The organism is Streptomyces sp. NBC_00019, assembly GCF_045041015.1.
Taxonomy (GTDB): domain Bacteria; phylum Actinomycetota; class Actinomycetes; order Streptomycetales; family Streptomycetaceae; genus Streptomyces.
The window spans coordinates 4077824-4097926 of record NZ_CP108302.1; the positions used below are offsets into that span (position 1 = coordinate 4077824).

Annotated in this window: 17 protein-coding genes; 9 read left to right on the forward strand and 8 right to left on the reverse strand. The window is 71.5% G+C overall.

Annotated features, from left to right (window positions below):
- Positions 1–105: 105 nt before the first annotated feature.
- Positions 106–774, reverse strand: a complete 669-nt coding sequence (locus tag OHU89_RS19250; RefSeq protein WP_405644488.1) for a class I SAM-dependent methyltransferase — start codon at positions 772–774, stop codon at positions 106–108.
- A gap of 180 nt (positions 775–954) precedes the next feature.
- Between OHU89_RS19250 and OHU89_RS19255 the strand changes: the two genes are divergently transcribed.
- The 4 genes from OHU89_RS19255 to OHU89_RS19270 all read left to right on the forward strand — a co-directional run bounded on the left by OHU89_RS19255 (position 955) and on the right by OHU89_RS19270 (position 4719).
- On the forward strand, positions 955–1542 hold the full coding sequence (locus OHU89_RS19255) for a dihydrofolate reductase family protein (RefSeq protein WP_405644490.1): 588 nt from the start codon (positions 955–957) through the stop codon (positions 1540–1542).
- Positions 1543–1635: 93 nt separating this feature from the next.
- Complete coding sequence (locus OHU89_RS19260; RefSeq protein ID WP_405644492.1) at positions 1636–2568, forward strand: GNAT family N-acetyltransferase; 933 nt, start codon at positions 1636–1638, stop codon at positions 2566–2568.
- Between the two features lie 17 nt (positions 2569–2585).
- The gene (locus OHU89_RS19265) at positions 2586–3386 is read left to right on the forward strand and encodes a sugar phosphate isomerase/epimerase family protein (protein ID WP_405644494.1); all 801 of its coding nucleotides are present in this window, start codon (positions 2586–2588) and stop codon (positions 3384–3386) included.
- Positions 3387–3465: 79 nt separating this feature from the next.
- Positions 3466–4719 carry an MFS transporter gene (locus tag OHU89_RS19270; protein ID WP_405644496.1) on the forward strand — a complete coding sequence of 418 codons (1254 nt, stop codon included), beginning with the start codon at positions 3466–3468 and terminating at the stop codon, positions 4717–4719.
- On the opposite strand, the gene OHU89_RS19275 is transcribed toward OHU89_RS19270, so the two are convergent.
- Positions 4697–5272: an alpha/beta hydrolase gene (locus OHU89_RS19275; protein WP_405644498.1), complete on the reverse strand. Its 576-nt coding sequence runs from the start codon at positions 5270–5272 to the stop codon at positions 4697–4699. The genes OHU89_RS19270 and OHU89_RS19275 overlap by 23 nt on opposite strands.
- A 50-nt stretch (positions 5273–5322) precedes the next feature.
- Here OHU89_RS19275 and OHU89_RS19280 point away from each other — a divergent pair, with 50 nt between their 5' ends.
- On the forward strand, positions 5323–6276 hold the full coding sequence (locus OHU89_RS19280; protein WP_405644500.1) for a LysR family transcriptional regulator: 954 nt from the start codon (positions 5323–5325) through the stop codon (positions 6274–6276).
- A gap of 42 nt (positions 6277–6318) precedes the next feature.
- Here the strand turns inward: OHU89_RS19280 and OHU89_RS19285 are convergent, their stop codons facing one another.
- The 3 genes from OHU89_RS19285 to OHU89_RS19295 form a co-directional block, all read right to left on the reverse strand.
- Entirely contained in the window at positions 6319–6951 is a 633-nt protein-coding gene (locus OHU89_RS19285) for a GNAT family N-acetyltransferase (RefSeq protein WP_405644502.1), read from the reverse strand.
- Positions 6935–8188, reverse strand: a complete 1254-nt coding sequence (gene aroA / locus OHU89_RS19290) for a 3-phosphoshikimate 1-carboxyvinyltransferase (protein WP_405644504.1) — start codon at positions 8186–8188, stop codon at positions 6935–6937. The genes OHU89_RS19285 and aroA overlap by 17 nt, the downstream gene beginning before the upstream one ends.
- A 555-nt stretch (positions 8189–8743) precedes the next feature.
- Positions 8744–9676 (reverse strand): EamA family transporter, encoded by a 933-nt coding sequence (locus tag OHU89_RS19295; protein ID WP_405644506.1) that lies wholly within the window; start codon positions 9674–9676, stop codon positions 8744–8746.
- A gap of 88 nt (positions 9677–9764) precedes the next feature.
- Between OHU89_RS19295 and OHU89_RS19300 the strand changes: the two genes are divergently transcribed.
- The 3 genes from OHU89_RS19300 to OHU89_RS19310 all read left to right on the forward strand — a co-directional run bounded on the left by OHU89_RS19300 (position 9765) and on the right by OHU89_RS19310 (position 13552).
- Positions 9765–10682, forward strand: a complete 918-nt coding sequence (locus tag OHU89_RS19300) for a LysR family transcriptional regulator (protein ID WP_405644508.1) — start codon at positions 9765–9767, stop codon at positions 10680–10682.
- A gap of 333 nt (positions 10683–11015) precedes the next feature.
- The gene (locus tag OHU89_RS19305) at positions 11016–12794 is read left to right on the forward strand and encodes a glycoside hydrolase family 3 protein (protein WP_405644510.1); all 1779 of its coding nucleotides are present in this window, start codon (positions 11016–11018) and stop codon (positions 12792–12794) included.
- 122 nt (positions 12795–12916) lie between these two features.
- Positions 12917–13552, forward strand: a complete 636-nt coding sequence (locus OHU89_RS19310) for a hypothetical protein (protein ID WP_405644512.1) — start codon at positions 12917–12919, stop codon at positions 13550–13552.
- A gap of 25 nt (positions 13553–13577) precedes the next feature.
- On the opposite strand, the gene OHU89_RS19315 is transcribed toward OHU89_RS19310, so the two are convergent.
- The 3 genes from OHU89_RS19315 to OHU89_RS19325 all read right to left on the reverse strand — a co-directional run bounded on the left by OHU89_RS19315 (position 13578) and on the right by OHU89_RS19325 (position 19341).
- A complete protein-coding gene (locus tag OHU89_RS19315) occupies positions 13578–15005 on the reverse strand; it encodes a S28 family serine protease (RefSeq protein WP_405644514.1) in 1428 nt (475 codons plus the stop codon).
- Between the two features lie 121 nt (positions 15006–15126).
- Positions 15127–15510: a hypothetical protein gene (locus tag OHU89_RS19320; RefSeq protein WP_405644516.1), complete on the reverse strand. Its 384-nt coding sequence runs from the start codon at positions 15508–15510 to the stop codon at positions 15127–15129.
- A gap of 117 nt (positions 15511–15627) precedes the next feature.
- Positions 15628–19341 carry an ABC transporter ATP-binding protein gene (locus tag OHU89_RS19325; RefSeq protein ID WP_405644518.1) on the reverse strand — a complete coding sequence of 1238 codons (3714 nt, stop codon included), beginning with the start codon at positions 19339–19341 and terminating at the stop codon, positions 15628–15630.
- 179 nt (positions 19342–19520) lie between these two features.
- Between OHU89_RS19325 and OHU89_RS19330 the strand changes: the two genes are divergently transcribed.
- Entirely contained in the window at positions 19521–20090 is a 570-nt protein-coding gene (locus tag OHU89_RS19330) for a hypothetical protein (RefSeq protein WP_405644520.1), read from the forward strand.
- Positions 20091–20103: the final 13 nt, after the last annotated feature.

Genomic DNA, 20103 nt, shown 5'->3' on the forward strand with positions numbered 1-20103 from the left:
CCATCTGTCGATGTCGATACGAAACGGTTTCGTACCGACAGATTACGAGGGAGGTTAACGAAACGCAAGCGTTTCTCTAGCTGCGCCGGATTTCCGACACGAACCTCATCGCATCGCGACGAATCCGAACAGCTCCGGGACCCCACCCGGCCCGATCTCGACGGTCCGCTCCAGCCGCAGCCCCGCCGACACCACCGCGTTCAGGAGATCGGCCAGCGGGATGTGCCAGGCCCCCACCCGGGCCCGTACACCGGCAGGGTTCCAGGAGTCGAGGGTGCGGGCCCGGTCGGCGTACCGCTCGTCCAGCACCACCCGCCCCCGCTCCCGCCAGTCGGCGAACGCACCGACGAAGCAGGGGTGCACGCCCAGGTGCACGAACCGTCCGCCGGGCGTCAGCACCCGGGCGATCTCCCGCAGGACGGCCGCGTAGTCGGGGACGTCCGTGCTCGCCAGCACACACATCGCGGCCGGCACCGAGGCATCGGCCAGTGGCAGTGCCGTCGCGTCGGCGACCGCGACGGGCAGTCGGCGGGCCGCATGGCGGAGCTGGCCGCCGGAGAGGTCGACGCCGAACGGGGTCCGGCCGAGTTCCGCCGCCACGGACGCATGTGCGCCGGTGCCGCAGCAGACGTCCAGACAGATCCCCTCGCCGGGACCCAGCAGCTCCCTCAGCGTCGCGTGCACCCGGGCGAAGTACTCGCCGCCCGAGGTCGGCGACATGTAGTGGTTGTACCAGTCCGCGTGGGCGTCGTACGCCGGTGTGGTCGTCGTCATGCCCTAGAGGCTGGGAACAACTCCCCTGCCACAAACTCCCGTTCGCTCATGGCGTCAACCGCGAGCCCCGGTCGACCGCGGGTCCCGCCGAAAATCTCCCGGGGGCGCACCGATGAGTTCCGCGCCCCGCCCCGGTCTCCCTTGCCGTAACCGACCACGCACGCAACAGGAGCGACTCCCATGCCGATCGTCATCACCTCCTTCATCAGCATCGACGGTGTCGTCCAGGCCCCCGGCGGCCCCGAGGAGGACACCGACGGCGGCTTCGCGCACGGTGGCTGGACGCACGACTACTTCGACCCGGAGGTCGTCGGCGGCGCCTTCGACTCGGCGATGCGGACGGCGGACGCGCTGCTGTTCGGGCGGCGCACCTGGCAGGCGATGGCGGGGGCGTGGCCGGAGCGGGCCGGGGACCCCTTCGCGGACCGGATGAACTCCATCAAGAAGTACGTCGTGACCGACACCCTCGCCGACTCCGACCTGACCTGGGACAACACCACCAGCGTCCCCGGCACCGAGGCGGTCGCCCACCTCCGCAAGCTGAGCGAGAGCGAGGGCGGCAACTTGCTGGTCATGGGCAGCCCCTCGCTCGCCCGCACCCTGCTGCACGAGGGTCTCGTCGACGAGCTGCGGCTCATCGTGATGCCGGTGCTCCTCGGCGGCGGCAAGTCGGTCTTCCCGACCGAGGGAGCCAAGCACGCCTTCGAACTGGTCTCGACGGCCACCGCGCCGACGGGGGCGCAGGTCAGCGTGTATCGCCGGGCGTGACTCTGGACGGAGGTGCGGGGCCGTCGTACGGTATCTCTGACTGAGTCAACTATTTGGGGGTTGACGAAGGGGTCGAGGAGGGGACCGACGATCATGACCGTGCAGGACATCCGCGCCTTCAACCGCTTCTACACCAACGTCATCGGCGCCCTCGACTACAGCCGCCACCTCTACGCCCCGTACACCCTCACCGAGTCCCGCGTCCTGTACGAGCTCGCGCATTCCCCGCGTACGGACGCGGCGGACCTGCGGGGTGAACTCTCCCTGGACGCGGGCTATTTGAGCCGGATCCTCAACAAGTTCGAGCAGGACGGGCTGATCGAGCGCACCCCGTCGCGCCGCGACCCGCGTCGCAGGCGTGTGACGCTCACGGCGCGGGGGCGGGAGACCGCCGCACTGCTCGCCGAGCGCGCGGACGAATCCGTGGGCGCGCTGCTCGCCACGGTCCCGTCGGCCGACCGTCCCCGTCTCGCCGAGGCCATGCAGACCGTCCGCAAGCTCCTCTCCGACGGCCGACCGCCCCGCCGCGAGGACGTCCTGCTGCGCGATCCGGGCCCGGGCGACCTGGGCTGGATCGTGCAGCGCAACGCCGCCCTCTACACCGCGGAGCACGGCTTCAACGCCGACTACGAGGGGCTGGTGGCCCGGATCGTCGCCGACTTCGCGGAGGACCACGACCCGCACCTGGAGCGGGTGTGGATCGCGGAGCTCGACGGCCGGCCGGTGGGCTGTGTGATGTGCGTACGGGACGAGGCACCCGGCACGGCCCGGCTGCGTCTGCTGCTGGTCGAGCCGGACGCGCGCGGACTCGGCATCGGCGACCGGCTCGTCTCGGCCGTGGTCGACTTCGCGCGCGGCGTCGGCTACCGCGACATGGTCCTGTGGACCAACGACGTCCTCGCCGCCGCCCGCCACATCTACCAGCGGCACGGCTTCGTCCTCGTCGCCGAGAAGCCGCACCGCTCCTTCGGCAAGGACCTGGTCGGCCAGGACTGGCGCCTGGATCTGCACGCCGCCCAGGAGTGACGCGTAGAGTCCGGAGCATGAAGCTGGCGTTCTCCACTCTCGGCGTCCCCGGTCTCCCCGTCCCCGAGGTGCTCCGCCTCGCGAACACGCACGGCTATCACGGCGTAGAGCTGCGCGCGCACCCGGAGGAGGCGGTGCATCCCGGTATCGACGCCGCCCAACGGGCCGACGTGGTGTCCGAGTTCAAGGCGGCCGGGGTGGAGGTCCTGGGTCTCGCCGGGTACGCGCGCGTGGCCGCACCGGGCGACGACGAGCCGGTGCTGGCGGAGATCCGCGGCCTCCTGGACCTCGCCCGCGACCTGGGCGCCCCGTACATCCGTGTCTTCCCCGGCGCGAGCCCCGAGCAGTCGGCCGCCGAGGCCGACGCGACGGCGGCGCGGCGCCTGGGTACGGCGGCGGAGTACGCGGCGGACGCCGACGTACGCATCCTGCTGGAGACCCACGACTCGCACCGCACCGGAGCCGACGCGATCCGCGTCCTCGGCCCGGTCGGCCACCGCAACGTCGGCTCGCTCTGGGACGTCATGCACACCTGGCTGGGCGGCGAGCAGCCCTCGGAGACCTACGCGGCACTCTCCCCGTTCCTCGGATACGTCCAGGTCAAGGACATCGCCTCGCCCGACGACACCACTCCGCTCCCGCTCGGCGCGGGCGTACTGCCCCTCGCCGAGTGCGTCGAGGTCCTCTCCCGCCACGGCTGGGACGGCTGGTTGTGCTGGGAGTACGAGAAGCGCTGGTACGAGGGGGCCGCACCGCTTCCCGAGCTGCTGGGCGCGGGCCGCGAGCACCTGGCCCGGCTCCTGAACGAGAGCGCGTGACTAATTCGGTGGCTCAGGGACCGGGGGCCGGTTAGCGTCCCCGGGTGCATCAGCCCACCCCGCTCCCGGTCCCCCTCTCATGAGCCTGTCCGACGTGCTCCTCGACGTCCGGCCCCTGCGCACCTCCCCCGTCTTCCGGCGGCTGCTGTTCGGACGCACGGTGTCCACGCTCGGCACCTTCATGACCATGGTCACCGTCATGTACCAGGTCTGGGACATGACACACAGCGCGTTCTGGAGCGGCGCGGTAGGCATCGCGCAGGCGGTGCCGATGGTCGCCGTCAGTCTGTTCGCGGGCGCCTGGGCCGACCGCGTCGACCGTCGCCGTATGTATCTCACCGGCACCGTCGGCTCGGCGGTCTGCTCCCTGCTGCTGACCGTGCAGGGCTTCGCCGGACACGCGCCGGTGCCCGTGGTCCTCGTGCTGGTGGCGGCCCAGACGTCCTTCGCCGCGCTCGGCGCCCCCGCGGCGGGTGTGTTCGTGCCCCGGCTGCTGCCCAAGGAGCAGGTGGCCGCCGGTCTCGCCCTCCAGCAGGTCACCGGCCAGGCCATGATGCTGGTCGGCCCCGCCGTCGCCGGTGTCGTCCTCGGCTGGTGGGGCATCGGCGTCTGCTACCTGCTGGACACCCTCAGCTTCGCCCTGTCCTTCTACGGCGCCTACGGCCTGCCCGCGCTGCCGCCCGAGGGCGACAGGTCCCGGCCCGGCGTCCACGGCATCCTGGACGGTCTGCGCTTTCTGACCGGCAACCGTGCGGTGCGCGGCGCGCTGCTGACGGACCTCGCGGCCTGTCTCCTGGCGATGCCCACGGCGTTGTTCCCCCTGGTCAACGAGGAGCGCTTCGGCGGCGACCCCCGCACCCTCGGCCTGTTCCTGTCGGCGCTGGCCGTGGGCGGGGTCACCGCGACGGCCTTCTCGGGCCCGGTGACCCGGCTGGCCCGCCCCGGCCCGGTGATGCTGTGCGCGTCCGCCGGCTGGGGCGCGGCCCTCTTCCTCTTCGGCCTGACGACCAGCGCCTGGGTGGGCCTGGGGCTGCTGGCCCTGGCCGGTGCGGCGGACGCCCTCGCCGTTCTCTCCCGTACGACCATCGTCCAGACCCTCACCCCCGACGCCCTCCTCGGCCGTGTCACCGCCGCCGAGACGATCGTCGGCCAGGCGGGCCCCCATCTCGGCAATCTGCGCGGCGGCCTGGTCGCGGGCTGGTCCTCGGGCGCGACGGCGCTGGTCTCCGGCGGGCTGATGTGTCTGGCGGCGGTGACGACGGTGGGCGTCACGACGCCGGAACTGCGGCGGACGGGCGCGCCCGGTACGGCTACCGCTCCGGCCGGACCGTGAACTCGGCGGCCGGGTCCAGGCACCACTCCAGTACGGAGGGCCAGGAGCCGTAACCGGCGTCCAGGTCGAGGTGGCCCGCGCCGGGGAGGAGTGTGGTGGGGATGCCGAGAGGGTCGCCGTAGACGGCCTGTGCGCCTCCCTCGCAGTACGGGTCGTCGTCGCCTGCGACAAGGACGGTCGGCCCGGGGAGGGTGAGGTCCAGCGAGGGCGGGGCGAACCCGACGACCTCGGGGTACCGCGCGAGGACGGAGGGGGAGGGCGGGCCGACGAGCAGGACGCGGTCCACGTCGCCCGGCTTCGCGATCCCGCGGGCGACGGCGTGCAGCCACAGCAGGACGGAGGCACTGTGGGCGACGACGACCTCCGGGGCGTCCTCCGCGAGGTGGCGGGCGAGTTCGCCGAGCCACACCTCCAGGTCCGGGTCGTCCGGGTCGGGCAGCTGCGGATACGTCACCTGGTGACCGAGCTCGCCGAGACGGTCGGCGAGCCAGTGCTGCCAGTGGTCCTTGGGCCGGTGGTTCTGCCAGCCGTGGAGGATGAGGTAGGCGGTCATGACATCGATGGTTTCCGAACCCGCCCCAAGGGTCCAGTTAACCTTTCTCGATGGAACAGGTAAGCGAGACCTTCACAGTCGATCTGCGCCGTCTGACCGTCCTGCGCGAACTCCAGCGCCGGGGCAGTCTGGCGAGAACGGCGGAGGCCCTGCACCTGACCCCGTCGGCGGTCTCGCAGCAGCTCTCGGCGCTGGCCCGCGAGATCGGGGCACCCCTGACGGAACGGGACGGCCGAGGCGTACGGCTCACCGGACAGGCCCGCGTCCTGCTGGCCCACGCCGACGAGATCGCCGCCCAACTGGAGCGGGCCCGCGCCGACTTGGCGGCGTACGGGAGCGGCGGCCGCGGCTCGGTGACCATCGGCTGCTTCTCCAGCGGCATCCTGGGCCTGCTGCCGGGGGTACTCCGAGGACTGGCCGAACACCTCCCCCACGTCCGCGTCGACGTCGTGGAGGCGGAACCGCCGGACCTGTTCACGGCCCTGGACGCCGGCCAGGTGGACGTGGCCGTCGCGGTGGACTTCGCGGCGACCCCGCCCCACACGGACCGCCGCTACAGCCGGTCCGACCTGCTGACGGACGTGATGGACATCGTGGTTCCGGCGGATCACCGGCTGGCGGGACGCGGGCGGGTTCCGCTGCGGGAGCTGGCCGGCGAGACCTGGATCGCGGGGGACGCCCGCAGCTGCGTGGGCGCGATCGCCCGCGCCGTCTGCGCGACGTCCGGCTTCACCCCGGACATCCGGCACGCCGTGAACGACTGGGGCGCGCTGGCGGCCCTGGTGGAGGCGGGAGCGGGCGTGGCCCTGATCCCCCGCCTGGTCCACCCCCTGTACGCCCACCGCACTCTGGCGGTACTGACCCCGGAGGGCGCCCCTCCCTCGCGGAACATCTTCGCGGCGGTCCGCACGGGCGCGGACGCGGACCCGGTCCTGGAGACGGTGAGGCGGCACCTGGTCCGGGAGGCACGGCGATTGGCGGACTTGTCCCAGGCCCAGGCGTGAAACCACAGGTGGCCGGGGCCCGGCGCAGAACAGATCTGCCGATCACCCGACCCCGGGACTGAACCTTGCCACCCGCTGCTCCAGGCGCTTCCGCCGCTCCGGCCATTCGTCCGCCGTGATCGAGAAGATCGCCGAGTCCCTCAGGTCGTTGTCCTCACCGGGGGCCCAGGAGCGGGACCAGTTGCGCAGGACGCCCTCGAAGTGGGCGCCGACGCTTTCGATCGCCGCTCGGGAGCGGGCGTTTCGGGCGTCCGTCTTCAGGTCCACTCTCGACACGTTCCACACCTCGAAGGCGTGGCGGAGGAGAAGGAGCTTGGCCTCGGCGTTGACGCCGGTGCCCTGGGCGGAGCGGGCCAGCCAGGTGAAGCCGATCTCGATCGCGTCCAGGGTGTCGTCCGAGAGCCAACTGCGGGGCTCCCAGTAGGACGTCGCGCCCACCACCCGCCCCGTCGCCCTGGAGATCTGGGCGTACGGTGCCAGACGGCCGGTCGCGGCCCGGGCGAGTTGCGCGTCGACGTAGTCCGCCACCTCGTCGGCCCTCGGCACCCAGGTGAACTCGTATGTGCCCCGGTCCTCCTCCGCCGCCACCGCCAACTCGGTCACATGCGTGTGCGAGAGCGGCTCCAGGCGCACCAGCTCACCCTCCAGCACCGGACCTTCAAGCTTGAACGCCATCCCCCAGCCGACCCTTCAACTCCGCGAACACCTCGTGGAAACCGGGGAAAGTCTTGCGTACGCACCCCGGGTCGTCGAACGAAATACCCGGCACGCGCAGCCCCGTGACCGCGAAGGACATGACGATGCGGTGGTCACCGTACGAGGTGATCTCCGCGCCCTCACCGCGCACACCCGGCTGGATCTCGATCCAGTCCGGACCCGTCGTCACCTCCACCCCGAGCCGTCGCAGGTTCTGCGCGCACGCCTCCAGGCGGTCGCACTCCTTGACCCGGGTGTTCGCCACGTCCTCGATACGGACCGGGCCGTCCGCGAAGGGCGCGATCGCCGCCAGCGTCGGCATCGTGTCCGAGATGTCCCGCATGTTGACGGTCAGGCCGCGCAGTACGCCCGTTCCCCGGACCGTCGTGCCCGCCGCGCCGACCGACACCTGCGCGCCCATCCGCCGCAGTACGTCGACGAAGCCCAGGTCGCCCTGGAGCGCGCCGGTCCCCAGGCCCGGGACCGTCACCTCGGCGCCCGGGGTCACCGCCGCCGCGGCGAAGAAGTAACTGGCCGTGGAGGCGTCCGGTTCGATGGCGTACGTCGTCGCGCGGTAGCCGCCCGGCGGGACCACGAAGACGTCCCCCTCTCGGTCCACCCGCACCCCGAAGGCCCGCATCATCGCGATCGTGATCTCCACGTACGGCACCGAGACCAGGTCCGTCACCCGGATCCGCAGACCCTTGCGGGTCAGCGGGCCGAGCAGCAGCAGTGCGGTCAGGTACTGCGAGGACTGACCCGCGTCCAGCACCACCTCGCCGCCCTCGACCCCGGCCGCCCGTACCGTCAGCGGGTGGTGCCCCTCGGCCTGCTCGTGCCGCAGGTCCACGCCCAGGTCGCGCAGGGCACGGGTCAGGGGCAGCAACGGCCTGCGCCGCATCTGCTCCGAGGCGTCGAAGCGGTACGTCCCGTGCCCCGCCGCCACCAGTGTCGGCAGGAAGCGTGCCGTCGTCGCACCGTCCCGGCAGTACACGTCCGCCTCCGGCACCGCGGGTCCCTGCGGCCGCCCGTCGACCCGCCACGCGTCCGGCGCCCGCCCCACCCGGTACCCGAGCCCCGTCAGCCCCTCCACGAAGCCCTCCGTGTCATCCGACCTCAAGGGCCGCACGAGCGTGGTGACCCCGTCGGCCGCCGCCGCCAGAAAGAGCGCGCGGGCGGTGATGGACTTCGAACCGGGAATGTCGACTACGGGCATACCCTCATGATCGACCGACACCCCCCTCCAACGCCAGGCCGTCCACGAAATGGACCGCCCACGACGACCGCCGCGCCAAGACGAGACGCACCCACACCGACACAACGGCCCCGGGCGGGACGCCTCCGGGCAGGACGCACCCACACCGACGCACCACCCCCAGACGAGACGCACCGCACCGGCGCAACACCCCCGGGCAGGACGCACCCACACCGACGCACCACCCCCGGGCGAGGCGCACCGCACCGGCGCAACACCCCCGGCGGGACGCGCGCGCACCGGCGCACCGGCCCCCGGCGGGGCACCGCCCGCGCTTGCGCAACGGCGAGCAGGGGACGTACCGGGGGGTGTCCGCCCGCAGCGTCGGGCGACCGACCAAGGGCGCAGCCTCAGCACACAGCACCGCCCGACCGAGGACGGACACCCCCCGGTGCGGCACCGACCCCCGACGGACCGTCATGCGCGACGCGAACCCCCACCGGACCGCCACGGGCCGCCGCAGGCATCCCGCCCAACCGCCGGAGGCCACCGCAGCCACGGACCGCCCGCAGCCCCCTACGACCCCCCACCCACCCTCAACACCTCGGCCGCCTGAGGCCCGCCGGCCACTCCCGACCCCCCAACCGCCCGCGCCCTCCGAAACGTCACCGACGCCAACGCCACCCCACCCACCAGCAGCGCCGCCGCACACCAGCGCAGCCCACTCACATCCTCCCCAAGGAACACCGCCGCCGACGACATGCCGAACACCGGGACCAGCAACGAGAAGGGCGCCACCGTGGACGCCGGGTGGCGGCGGAGCAGCCAGCCCCATGCCCCGAAGCCGAAGACCGTCGTGATCCACGCGACGTAGACGACCGTTCCGGCGCCCTGCCAGTCCAGGGCGCGCAGGGCGTCGTAGTCCGCGCGCGGTCCCTCCAGCAGCAGCGAGAGAAGCAGCAGCGGCAGCACCGGCACCGTGCTCACCCACACCATGAAGTTCAGCGCGTCCGGGGGCGCCGCCTTACGGGTCAGGACGTTCGAGACGCCCCAGCACGCCGCCGCCGCGACACAGAGCGCGAACGCGCCGAGCGGACCGGAGGTGCCCTCGTCCACGGCTGCCACCCCGATGCCGGCCAGCGCCACCAGCATGCCCGCCAGCCGCAGCCGAGTGGGCCGTTCGCCCAGCACCGCGAAGGCGATGGCGGCCGTGAACACCGCCTGGATCTGGAGCACCAGCGACGACAGACCCGCCGGCATCCCCGCGTCCATCCCCACGAACAGCAGCCCGAACTTCGCCACCCCCAGCACCAGCCCCACCGCCACGATCCACTTCCACGCCACCTTCGGCGGGCCCACGAGGAACACCGCCGGCAGCGCCGCCACCAGGAAGCGCAGAGCCGAGAAGAGCAGCGGCGGGAAGTGGTCGAGGCCGATCTCGATGACGGTGAAGTTGACGCCCCATACGGCGGCGACGAGGACGGCGAGGGCGATGTGTGCGGGACGCATGCGTCGAGCATCACTTCCCGGGACCGTGAAGCACCAGCGATGATTGCTGCACGGTCGGATGTAGCAACCCTAATCAATGGAGGGCCCCGTGCTCGATCTCCAGCGCCTCCGCGCCCTGCACGCCGTCTCCGTCCACGGCACCGTCGGTGCGGCCGCCGCCGCGCTCGGGTACACGCCCTCCGCCGTGTCCCAGCAGATCGCCAAGCTGGAGCGGGAGACCAGGACCGTACTGCTCGAACGGGAGGGGCGGGGGGTGCGGCTCACTGCCGAGGCGCTGCAATTGGTCGACACGGCACAGGAGTTGCTGGCGATCGTGGAGCGGGCCGAGACCGGGATCGAGCTGCGCCGGAGCATCCCGGCGGGCCGGCTCACCGTGGCCGCCTTCGCCTCAGCGGCCCGTGGCCTGATGCCGGCCGTTCTCGCCGACCTCGCCGCCCGGCACCCCGCCCTCGACCTCCGGCTCTCCGAGATCGACCCGCATCTGTCCGTCGGACTGGTCGCCAAGGGGGCGCTGGACATGGCCGTCGTGCACGACTGGGACATCTCGCCGCTGCCCGTGCCGCCGGGGGTCGAACAGGCGGCCATCGGGGAGGACCGGTGCACCCTGCTGGTCCCCGAGGGACACCCCTTCGCCGACCGGAAGGCCGTCCGGCGTGAGGATCTCGGCGGGGAGCGGTGGGTGTGCCAGCCGCCGGGGCGGGTCTGTCACGAGTGGCTCGTACGGACCCTCCGTACCGCGGGGCATGAGCCGGAGATCATCCACCAGGCCGACGAGAACCCGACCCTGGTCGCCCTCGTCGCCGCCGGGCTCGGCATCTGCCTCATCCCCCGGCTCGGGCGGGGGCCGCTGCCGGGCGGGGTGGTGGAGGTGGAGCTCGATCCGACGCCGGTTCGGCGGCTGTACGCGCTGTGGCGGGCCGGTGCCGCGGGGCGGCCGTCGATCACCGAGACCGTACGCACTCTGCAGGACCACTGGCCCAAAGTGGCGGCTCATCCGTCCCGTTGACCCCGGCCTCCCCAACTTCCGGGATTCGGGGCCAACCCGGGAACCCCGCCCCATCCCCGCTCGTCCAACCCGCAAGCTGTCGGAGAGTCACCGCGGTGCGGTGTCGGCCTCGCTGCTGGCTGCGAACGCTGACTTACCCTCTCCGCCGTACTGCGGCCGGCAGCACGCCGCCATCGGCGCGCCCCCCTCCAACAGCGCCGATGGCGGCCCCTCCTTGCCGGGCCCCGGGCCCACCGCGGGTTAGTGTGCACTCCCTTGACTGGCAGAAACTTCCCGGATATTGGTGACTCCTCGGAAGTTTCCTTCAGCGGATCACCTCCGGAAGGAGCGCACGTGCCCTCCAGACGTACCGTCCTCGCCGCCACCGCGGGAGTCGCCGCCACCCTCGCTGTCGGCGGGACCGCATACGCGGACGACAAGAAGCTCCGCTCCCTCGTCTCCCGTATGACCCTGGAAGAGAAGGTCGGCCAGCTCTTCGTGATGCGGGTCTACGGCCACTCCGCCACCGCCCCCGACCAGGCCGACATCGACGCCAACCTCAAGGAGATCGGCGTCCGCACGGCCGCCGAACTGATCGCCAAGTACCGCGTCGGCGGCATCATCTACTTCACCTGGGCGCACAACACCCGGGATCCGCACCAGATCGCCGACCTGTCCAACGGCATCCAGAAGGCGTCCCTCACGCTCCCCCGGGGTCTGCCCGTCCTCGTCTCCACCGACCAGGAGCACGGCATCGTCTGCCGGGTGGGCGAGCCCGCCACCCTCTTCCCGGGCGCGATGGCCATCGGTGCCGGCCGCTCCCACAAGGACGCCCGTACCCTCGGCCGTATCGCGGGGCGGGAGCTGAAAGCCCTGGGCATCCGGCAGAACTACTCCCCCGTCGCCGACGTCAACGTCAACGCGGCCAACCCCGTCATCGGCGTCCGCTCCTTCGGCGCCGACCCGGACGCGGTGGCCGGGATGGTGGCCGCCGAGGTCGACGGGTACCAGCGGTCGCGGCAGGTCGCCGCCACCGCCAAGCACTTCCCCGGGCACGGGGACACCGCCGTCGACAGCCACTACGGCTTCCCGGTCATCACCCACACCCGCGCCCAGTGGGACAAGCTCGACGCGCCCCCGTTCCGCGCCGCGATCGCCGCCGGCATCGACTCGATCATGACCGCGCACATCATGGTCCCGGCCCTCGACGACTCCGGCGATCCGGCCACCCTCTCCCGGCCCATCCTGAACGGCATCCTGCGCGAGGAGCTCGGCTACGACGGCGTGATCGTCACCGACTCCCTCGGCATGGAGGGCGTCCGCACGAAGTACGGCGACGACCGCGTGCCCGTGCTCGCACTGAAGGCGGGGGTGGACCAGCTCCTCAACCCGCCGAACCTGGACGTCGCCTGGAACGCCGTCCTGAAGGCCGTACGGGACGGGGAGCTGACCGAGGCGCGGCTCGACGAGTCGATCCTGCGGGTGCTGCGACTGAAGGCGAAGCTGCGGCTGTTCGAGGCTCCGTACGTCAGCCAGGCCGGCGTCACCCGGACCGTCGGCATCCCCGCGCACCTCGCGGAGGCCGACCGGATCGCCCAGCGGACGACGACCCTGCTGGTCAACAAGGGCAGGCTGCTGCCCCTGTCGCCGCGCAAGCTCCTCGTCGTCGGCGCCGACCCGGCCTCCCCGTCCGGCACGACGGGCCCGCCTACCGGCGTGCTCGCGGCCGCGTTCACCGAGCTCGGCTTCACGGCCACGGCCCTGTCGACCGGTACGGCACCCTCGGCGGCCACCATCGCCAAGGCGGTCGCTGCGGCGCAGGACGTGGACGCGGTGGTCGTGGCGACGTACAACGTCTCGGCGACCAGCAGCCAGAAGACGCTCGTCGAGCAGCTCGTCGCGACGGGCAGGCCGGTGGTCGCGATCGCGGTCCGCAACCCCTACGACGTGGCTCAACTGCCCTCCGTACCGGCCGTCGTGGCCTCGTACTCCTGGACCGACGTCGAACTGCGGGCCGCCGCACGGGTGATCGCGGGGAAGGCGGCGCCGCGCGGGAGGCTGCCGGTGCCGGTGCAGAAGGCCGACGATCCGACCGTGGTGCTGTATCCGATCGGGTACGGCTTGTCGTATTAGACGTAGTGCGCGTACGCCACACACCCGGCGTACGCCCCCCAAAGGGCGCAAAGCACCCCGCACGTCTGGCGTGTGCCCGCTGCGGCGGGTCACGCTGGACGGGGGTATCCGGGGGGACTGCGATGCGTGAGAGATGTTCCATGGGGGTGGTGTGCGCACTGCTGGCACTGCTCGCCGCCCTGTTGACGGGATGCCAGAACGCGTCGGACGGCACCACCACCGACGGTGACAGCCGGCTCAGCAACGAGGTCGCACCCACCCGGCCTTCGGGGTACGGAGCGGTCTTCCTCTCGGTCGACGAGTGCAGTTCCTTCGGCACGACCAGCTTCACCGAGGTCTCGTGCACCAGCGAGCGAGCGGCGGCACGGGTCGTGGCGCGCTTCGACGGCACGGTCGGCGACGGTCCGCTGTGCCCGGGCACCACGGACTTCGTGCTGCACATCAGCGAACAGAGCCCGTCCTCCGACGAGGACGGCGACGGCGCGGTCCCGCAGGGCTACGCCTGCATGCGCAACCTCACCCCACCGCACCCCGGCGACCCGGGCGGCGGAGGCGGCCCGCGCACCATCGTCGGCGACTGCGTCTACAGCTCCGGCGACGGCGAGGTCCGCGAGACACCGTGCGACGGCGCGAGCGGCAAGAAACCGGAGTACGAGGTGACGAAGGCGGCCGCGACCCGCGCGAAGTGCCCCGTGTCGACGGCTCTGTACGTACAGCTCCAGGGCGAGAAGCCGGTGGGCTGCGCCCGGCCGGTGTGACCGGTGGCCGGGCGCAGCACCTGCGTTACGGCCGCAGCGTGGGCTCGCGCTCCACGTCGCGGACGTCCAGCTTCTTGTCGAACTTCGCCAGTGGCTTCGCCTGCGCGACGGCCGAGGCCGGGACGCCGGCCCAGTCGAGGATGCGGGCGGTGGCGAAGGCCTTCTGGTCGGCGACCAGGCCCGCCACGTTGGCGCCGTGGTTCATGCCGGGGGCGGTGAGGACGTACGCGTCCTTCGCGCCCTTGTCGACCCGGAAGCGCTCCGAGCCCCACGGGTCGTTCTGGCCGTAGACGTAGAGCATGTGGCGGGCGTTGTGGCGCACCCAGTTGTCCACGTCACGCATCGCGTACGGCTGGAACTTCGTCGGGATCTCGCGCGGGACGAAGTTGCGCGGCGGCTGGTAGCCGTAGCGGATGTACTTCTTCTCGATGTGCGGGAAGTGGATGTTCGGCGCTCCGAGCTGCGTGGCCGCCTGGTAGAAGTACGGCGTGTACGGCTCCAGGCCCTGGTCCGCGTAGAACGAGAACCCGGAGATCGTGTCGATCGAGTTCCAGATCTGGTCGTCGGTCGCGGTCTTCGCGTCCGGCGGGATCAGCTCGTCCTCGTCGCAGTCGGCCGCCTGGGCGTACTGCCAGAACCCCCACACGTAGTCGAGGACGACCGCCTCGTACGCCTTGTCGAGGCTGCCGACGGTGTTGAAGGTGAAGCCCTCGGCGGCGGCGTACTCCGCGTACTTCTTCTCCAGCGGTTCGCGGCGCACGAGCGCCTCGCGCTGCACCGCGTTCAGACGGTCGCGGCACTGCTTGGTGTCGACGTTCGCGAAGAAGCGGTCGTAGGCCGAGTCCTCGTTGTTCACCACGTCGTTGGGGGCGACGTAGGCGACGACGCCGTCCATGTCCTTCGGGTAGAAGCGCTCGTAGTACGTGGCGGTCATGCCGCCCTTCGAGCCGCCCGTGGAGATCCACTTCTTGTCGTAGATCTTCTTGAGCGCCTTGAAGACGCGGTGCTGGTCACTGGCGGCCTGCCAGATGTCCAGCTTGGTCCAGTCGGCCGGGTTCGGCCGGGACGGGGTGAAGAAGCGGTACTCGAGGGAGACCTGGTTGCCGTCCACGATCTGGGTCGGCTCGCGGCGGCTGGGCGTCGTGGAGACGTTGTAGCCGCCGGTGTAGAAGACCGTCGGGCGGGCGACGTCCTTGTGCAGCACGGTGATGCGCTGCTGGAACGTGCCCTTGGACGGGTGCCGGTGGTCGACCGGCTGCGTGAAGTTGAGGACGAAGAAGCGGTACCCGGTGTACGGCTTCTCCTCGATCAGGCTCACGCCCGGTATGGAGAGCAGTCTCTCCTTGATGTCGGTGGTGCCGGTGGCCGGCTCGGCGGCGGTGGCCGCCCCTGCCGTGCTCAACGTGCCTATGAGCACTGTGAGCGCCAGCAGCCATCTGAGCGCCTTGCGCATGCACCCTCCCCTGTGAGACAGATGTGCGAGCGGAAGCTATCGGAGCAACTCGCTTGCGCACCAGGGGAGATAGGGAAAACCCTCGGATATTGGCGGGTTCGGAGGGGGATTTGTCGGAGGTCTACAGACGGACCCAGCCGCCGGTCGAGTACGACCCGCTGCCGACCCGCCCCTTGATCCACACCTTGCGGCCCCCGACGTACGACTTCACCGGCCCGGCGCGCTTGGTGTAGACACCCTCGTCGACGACGGCCTCGAAGCCGCGCGCCTGAAGGCTGACCATCATCGTGCGCGGGGAGCCGACCCGCTTGGGGACGGTGATGGCGCAGAGCGAGGTGCCCTTCTTGTAGACCTTCACATGGCCCGTGGAGAAGGTGTACGTCCGGATCTTGCGGCCCTCGCAGTGTGTGGCCGCGACGGCCTCCGCCGGCACCGCGACAGCGAGCAGCCCCGAAGCGGTCAGCACGGCCAGACCGACGGCGACCCGCCGCCGTATCGCACCCATGGCCACTCTCGTCCCTCCCGTACCCCGGCGATGAGCGTACTGGTGTACGGACGCATGACGTATGTCGGATGGTTGCACGACCGTCACGAGTTCAGGCCACGCGCCACCGCCGGGGGCTCAGGCCACCACGGGCGCGTCCTCCCCCACGAACGTCCGCCACAACTCCGCGTACCGCCCGCCCCTGGCCAGCAGTTCCTCGTGCGTGCCGTCCTCGGCGATCCGGCCGTGGTCCATCAGCACGACCCGGTCCGCGCGGGCCGCCGTGGTCAGACGGTGGGCGACCACGAGGGTGGTGCGGCGGCCCGCGAGACGGTCCGTGGCCTGGTTGACCTGGGCCTCGGTGGCCAGGTCCAGGGCGGCCGTGGCCTCGTCGAGGAGGAGGATGTCGGGGTCGACCAGTTCGGCGCGGGCCAGGGCGATCAGCTGGCGCTGGCCCGCGGAGAGGTTGCGGCCGCGTTCGGCGACCTCGTGGAGGTAGCCGCCGTCGAGGGTGGCGATCATCTCGTGGGCGCCCACCGCACGGGCCGCCGCCTCCACCTCGGCGTCGGTCGCGTCCGGCCGGCCGTAGGCGATGGCGTCCCGCACGGTGCCCTGGAAGAGGTACGCCTCCTGCGGGACGACACCGAGGCGGTGGCGGTACGACGTGAGGTCCAGCGTCCGCAGATCCGAGCCGTCGACCGTCACCCGGCCGCCCGTCGGGTCGTAGAACCGCGCCACCAGCTTGACGAGGGTCGACTTGCCGGCGCCGGTCTCACCGACGAAGGCGACGGTCTGTCCGGCGGGGATGGTCAGCTCGATGCCGGTGAGGGCCGCTTCGGGTCCGTCGGAGGACCCGTAGGCGAACCGCACGTCCTCGAAGGCGATCTCGCCCCGCAGGGACAGGACTTCGAGGGGTTCGTCGGCCGCCTTCGTGGACGTCGGCTCCTGGAGCAGCTCCTGGATACGGCCCAGCGAGACGGTCGCCTGCTGGTAGCCGTCGAAGACCTGCGAGAGCTGCTGCACCGGCGCGAAGAACAGGTCGATGTAGAGCAGATACGCCACCAGCGCACCGGTCGTCAGCGTCGCGTCGTCGATCCGCCCGGCGCCCGCGACCAGCACGCCCGCCGCGGCCACCGACGCCAGCAGCTGCACGAAGGGGAAGTAGATCGAGATCAGCCACTGACCCCGGATACGCGCCTGCCGGTAGCTGTCGCTGCGCTCGGCGAACCGCGCCCCGCCGTCCCGCTCACGCCGGAAGGCCTGCACGATCCGCAGCCCGGACACCGACTCCTGGAGGTCGGCGTTGACCACCGACACCCGCTCCCGGGCCAGTTCGTACGCCTTCACGCTCGCCCGCCGGAAGAAGTACGTCGCGACGATGAGCGGCGGCAGCGTCGCGAACACGACCAGTGCGAGCTCCACGTCGAGCACCAGCAGGGTGCCCATGATGCCGAAGAACGTGACGACCGAGACGAACGCCGTGACCAGGCCGGTCTGCAGGAAGGTCGAGAGCGCGTCGACGTCGGTGGTCATGCGGGTCATGATCCGGCCGGTCAACTCCCGCTCGTAGTAGTCGAGTCCGAGCCGCTGGAGCTGCGCGAAGATCTTCAGACGCAGGGAGTACAGGACCCGCTCACCGGTACGTCCCGTCATCCGCGTCTCACCGACCTGCGCGACCCACTGCACGCCCACGGTGAGCAGACCGAGCAGCGCCGCCACCCACACCGCGCCGAGGGCGAGTTCGCCGACGCCCGAGTCGATGCCGTGCCGGATCAGGATCGGAAGCGTGAGCCCCATCCCGGCGTCCACGGCGACCAGTCCCAGGCTGATCAGCAGCGGCAGTCCGAAGCCGCGCAGCAGTCTGCGCAGACCGTAGGACTCCTCCGGCGTGACCGCGCGGGCCTCGTCGATGGCGGGGGTGTCCTGGGCCGGGGGCAGCGCTTCGACCTGGGCGAGGAGTTCCGGGGTGGCGGGCATGCCGTCGAGGGCGGTGTCCCGGGGGCCGCGCTCCCCCGCCCACAGCCGGGGCGTGATGCCGCGTTCGGCGTCGAACTCGGCGTCCAGCTCCTCCCGCAGGGAGGTGTCCTCGCAGGGCTCGGCGGGCTGGGCGTGACCGGGCGAGACGCCGCCGAGCTCGTCGGGGTCGGTGAGGAGGCGCCGGTAGAGCGCGGACCGCTTCTGGAGCTCCTCGTGGGTGCCGAGGTCGGCGAGGCGGCCGTCATCGAGGACGGCGATGCGGTCGGCGAGGTTCAGGGTGGAGCGGCGGTGCGCGATGAGGAGGGTGGTGCGGCCCTCCATGACCTGCTTCAGCGCCTCGTGGATCTCGTGCTCGACCCGGGCGTCCACGGCGGAGGTGGCGTCGTCCAGGACGAGGAGCCTCGGGTCGGTGAGGATCGCCCGCGCGAGCGCGACGCGCTGGCGCTGGCCGCCGGAGAGGGTGAGGCCGTGCTCGCCGACCGTGGTGTCGTAGCCCTCGGGGAGCTCGGCGATGAAACGGTCCGCCTGGGCGGCGCGCGCGGCCTGCTCGATCTGCTCCTGGGTCGCCTCGGGACGGCCGTACGCGATGTTGTTGCGGACCGTGTCCGAGAAGAGGAACGAGTCCTCGGGGACCAGCCCTATCGCGGCCCGCAGGGATTCCAGGCTCAGCTCGCGGACGTCGTGGCCGCCGACGAGGACGGCGCCGTGGGTGACGTCGTAGAAGCGCGGCAGGAGGAGCGAGACCGTCGACTTCCCGGAGCCGGAGGAGCCGACGACAGCGAGGGTCTCGCCGGGACGGATCTCGAAGCTGAGGCCGTCGAGGACCTCGCGGCCGTCCTCGTATCCGAAGGACACGTCGTCGAACTCGACGGTCGCGGGCGCGTCGGCGGGCAGTTCCTTCTTCCCGTCCCGCATCGACGGCTCGGTGTCGATCAGCTCCAGGACCCGCTCGGTGCCCGCGCGGGCCTGCTGGGCGACCGTGAGGACCATGGCGAGCATGCGGACCGGGCCGACCAGCTGGGCGAGGTAGGTGGAGAAGGCGACGAAGGTGCCGAGGGTGATGTGTCCGCGCACGGCCAGCCAGCCGCCGAGGGCGAGCATCGCGACCTGGCCGAGGGCGGGCACGGCCTGGAGGGCCGGGGTGTAGCGGGAGTTGAAGCGGATGGTGCGCAGCCGCCCCGCGAAGAGCCGGCGGCTGACCTCCCGGAGCTTCCCGGTCTCCTGCTCCTCCTGCCCGAAGCCCTTGACCACCCGCACGCCGCCCACGGCCCCGTCGACCACGCCCGCGACGGCGGCGGCCTGGGCCTGGGCGTACCAGGTGGCGGGGTGCAGCTTGCTGCGGGAACGCCTCGCGATCCAGGCGAGCGCGGGGGCCACGGCGAGGGCGACCAGGGTGAGCGGCAGGGACAGCCAGGCCATGACGACCAGGGAGACCAGGAAGAGAGCGAAGTTCCCGATGGTCATCGGGAGCATGAAGAGCAGGCCCTGGATCAGCTGGAGGTCGCTGGTGGCCCGTCCGACGACCTGCCCGGTGGACAGCTCGTCCTGGCGGCGGCCGTCGAGGCGGGTGATCGTGCCGTACATCTCGGTCCGCAGGTCGTGCTGGACGTCGAGGGCGAGGCGGCCGCCGTAGTAGCGGCGGACGTAGGTGAGGACGTAGACGACGACGGCGGAGCCGATGAGGAGGCCCGCCCAGGGGGCCATGTCCCGGCTGTGGTCGCCGATGACGTCGTCGATGATCACCTTGGTGATCAGCGGGACCAGCGCCATGACGGCCATGCCGACGAGCGAGGAGCCGAGGGCGAGGACGACGTCCTTCGGATACCGCCAGGCGTATCCGGCCAGTCGTCGTGCCCATCCCCGTTGCGCGCTCACGCGGGTGCCCTCCGTCGGTCAGCAGTCCTGATCTTTCGGAAGGCACCAACGCGAAAAGAACCGGATTTCATCCCTCCGCAACAAACCCGGGGGCGGTCGGCCTGGGTGCCCTGCTACTCAGGCCGTCTGAGTAGCAGAGCGCTGCCGTACGCCCCACCGAAGCCGCTTTGATCGACGGCATGAAGTCGAAGATCGTGGTCCCCGCCCTCTCCGTCGCCCTTGTGGCGCTGTTCGGGCTGGTCGCCAAGGGGTGCGAGACGATGCAGGGCGGGCCCGTCCACAGCACCGACGAGTTCCGCGACCACGTCCGGGCCACGACCCGGGCCGGCGAGGACGTCTTCCACGCGCTGTCCCCGGCACCGTCCGGCGAGCCGTGGGCCTCCCAGGAGGGCAGCTCGTCCTGTGTGGACGACTTCGGCTTCGACGAGACGGGCGTCGCCCGGGACGAGCCGATCTACACCTGGAACCTGGACTTCGCGAGCGATGCGGACTACTGGAAGGCGGTGGCCTCCCTCAGGTCCGCCTGGCGCGAGGACGGCCGCACGGTCGAGGAGATCGAGAACGGCATCGCGACGACCGTCGACGACGGCATCCGGGTCACGCTCCACCTGGGGTACTACAACGGTGAGCCGGTGCTGCGCACGGAGGGCTCGTGCATGCGCTACCGGGACGAGTACGGCGACGAGTACGACTACATGTTCGACGACAACGGGGACGGAACCGTCGACGAGTACGAGCGGCCCAGCTGAGCTCTTCGTGCGG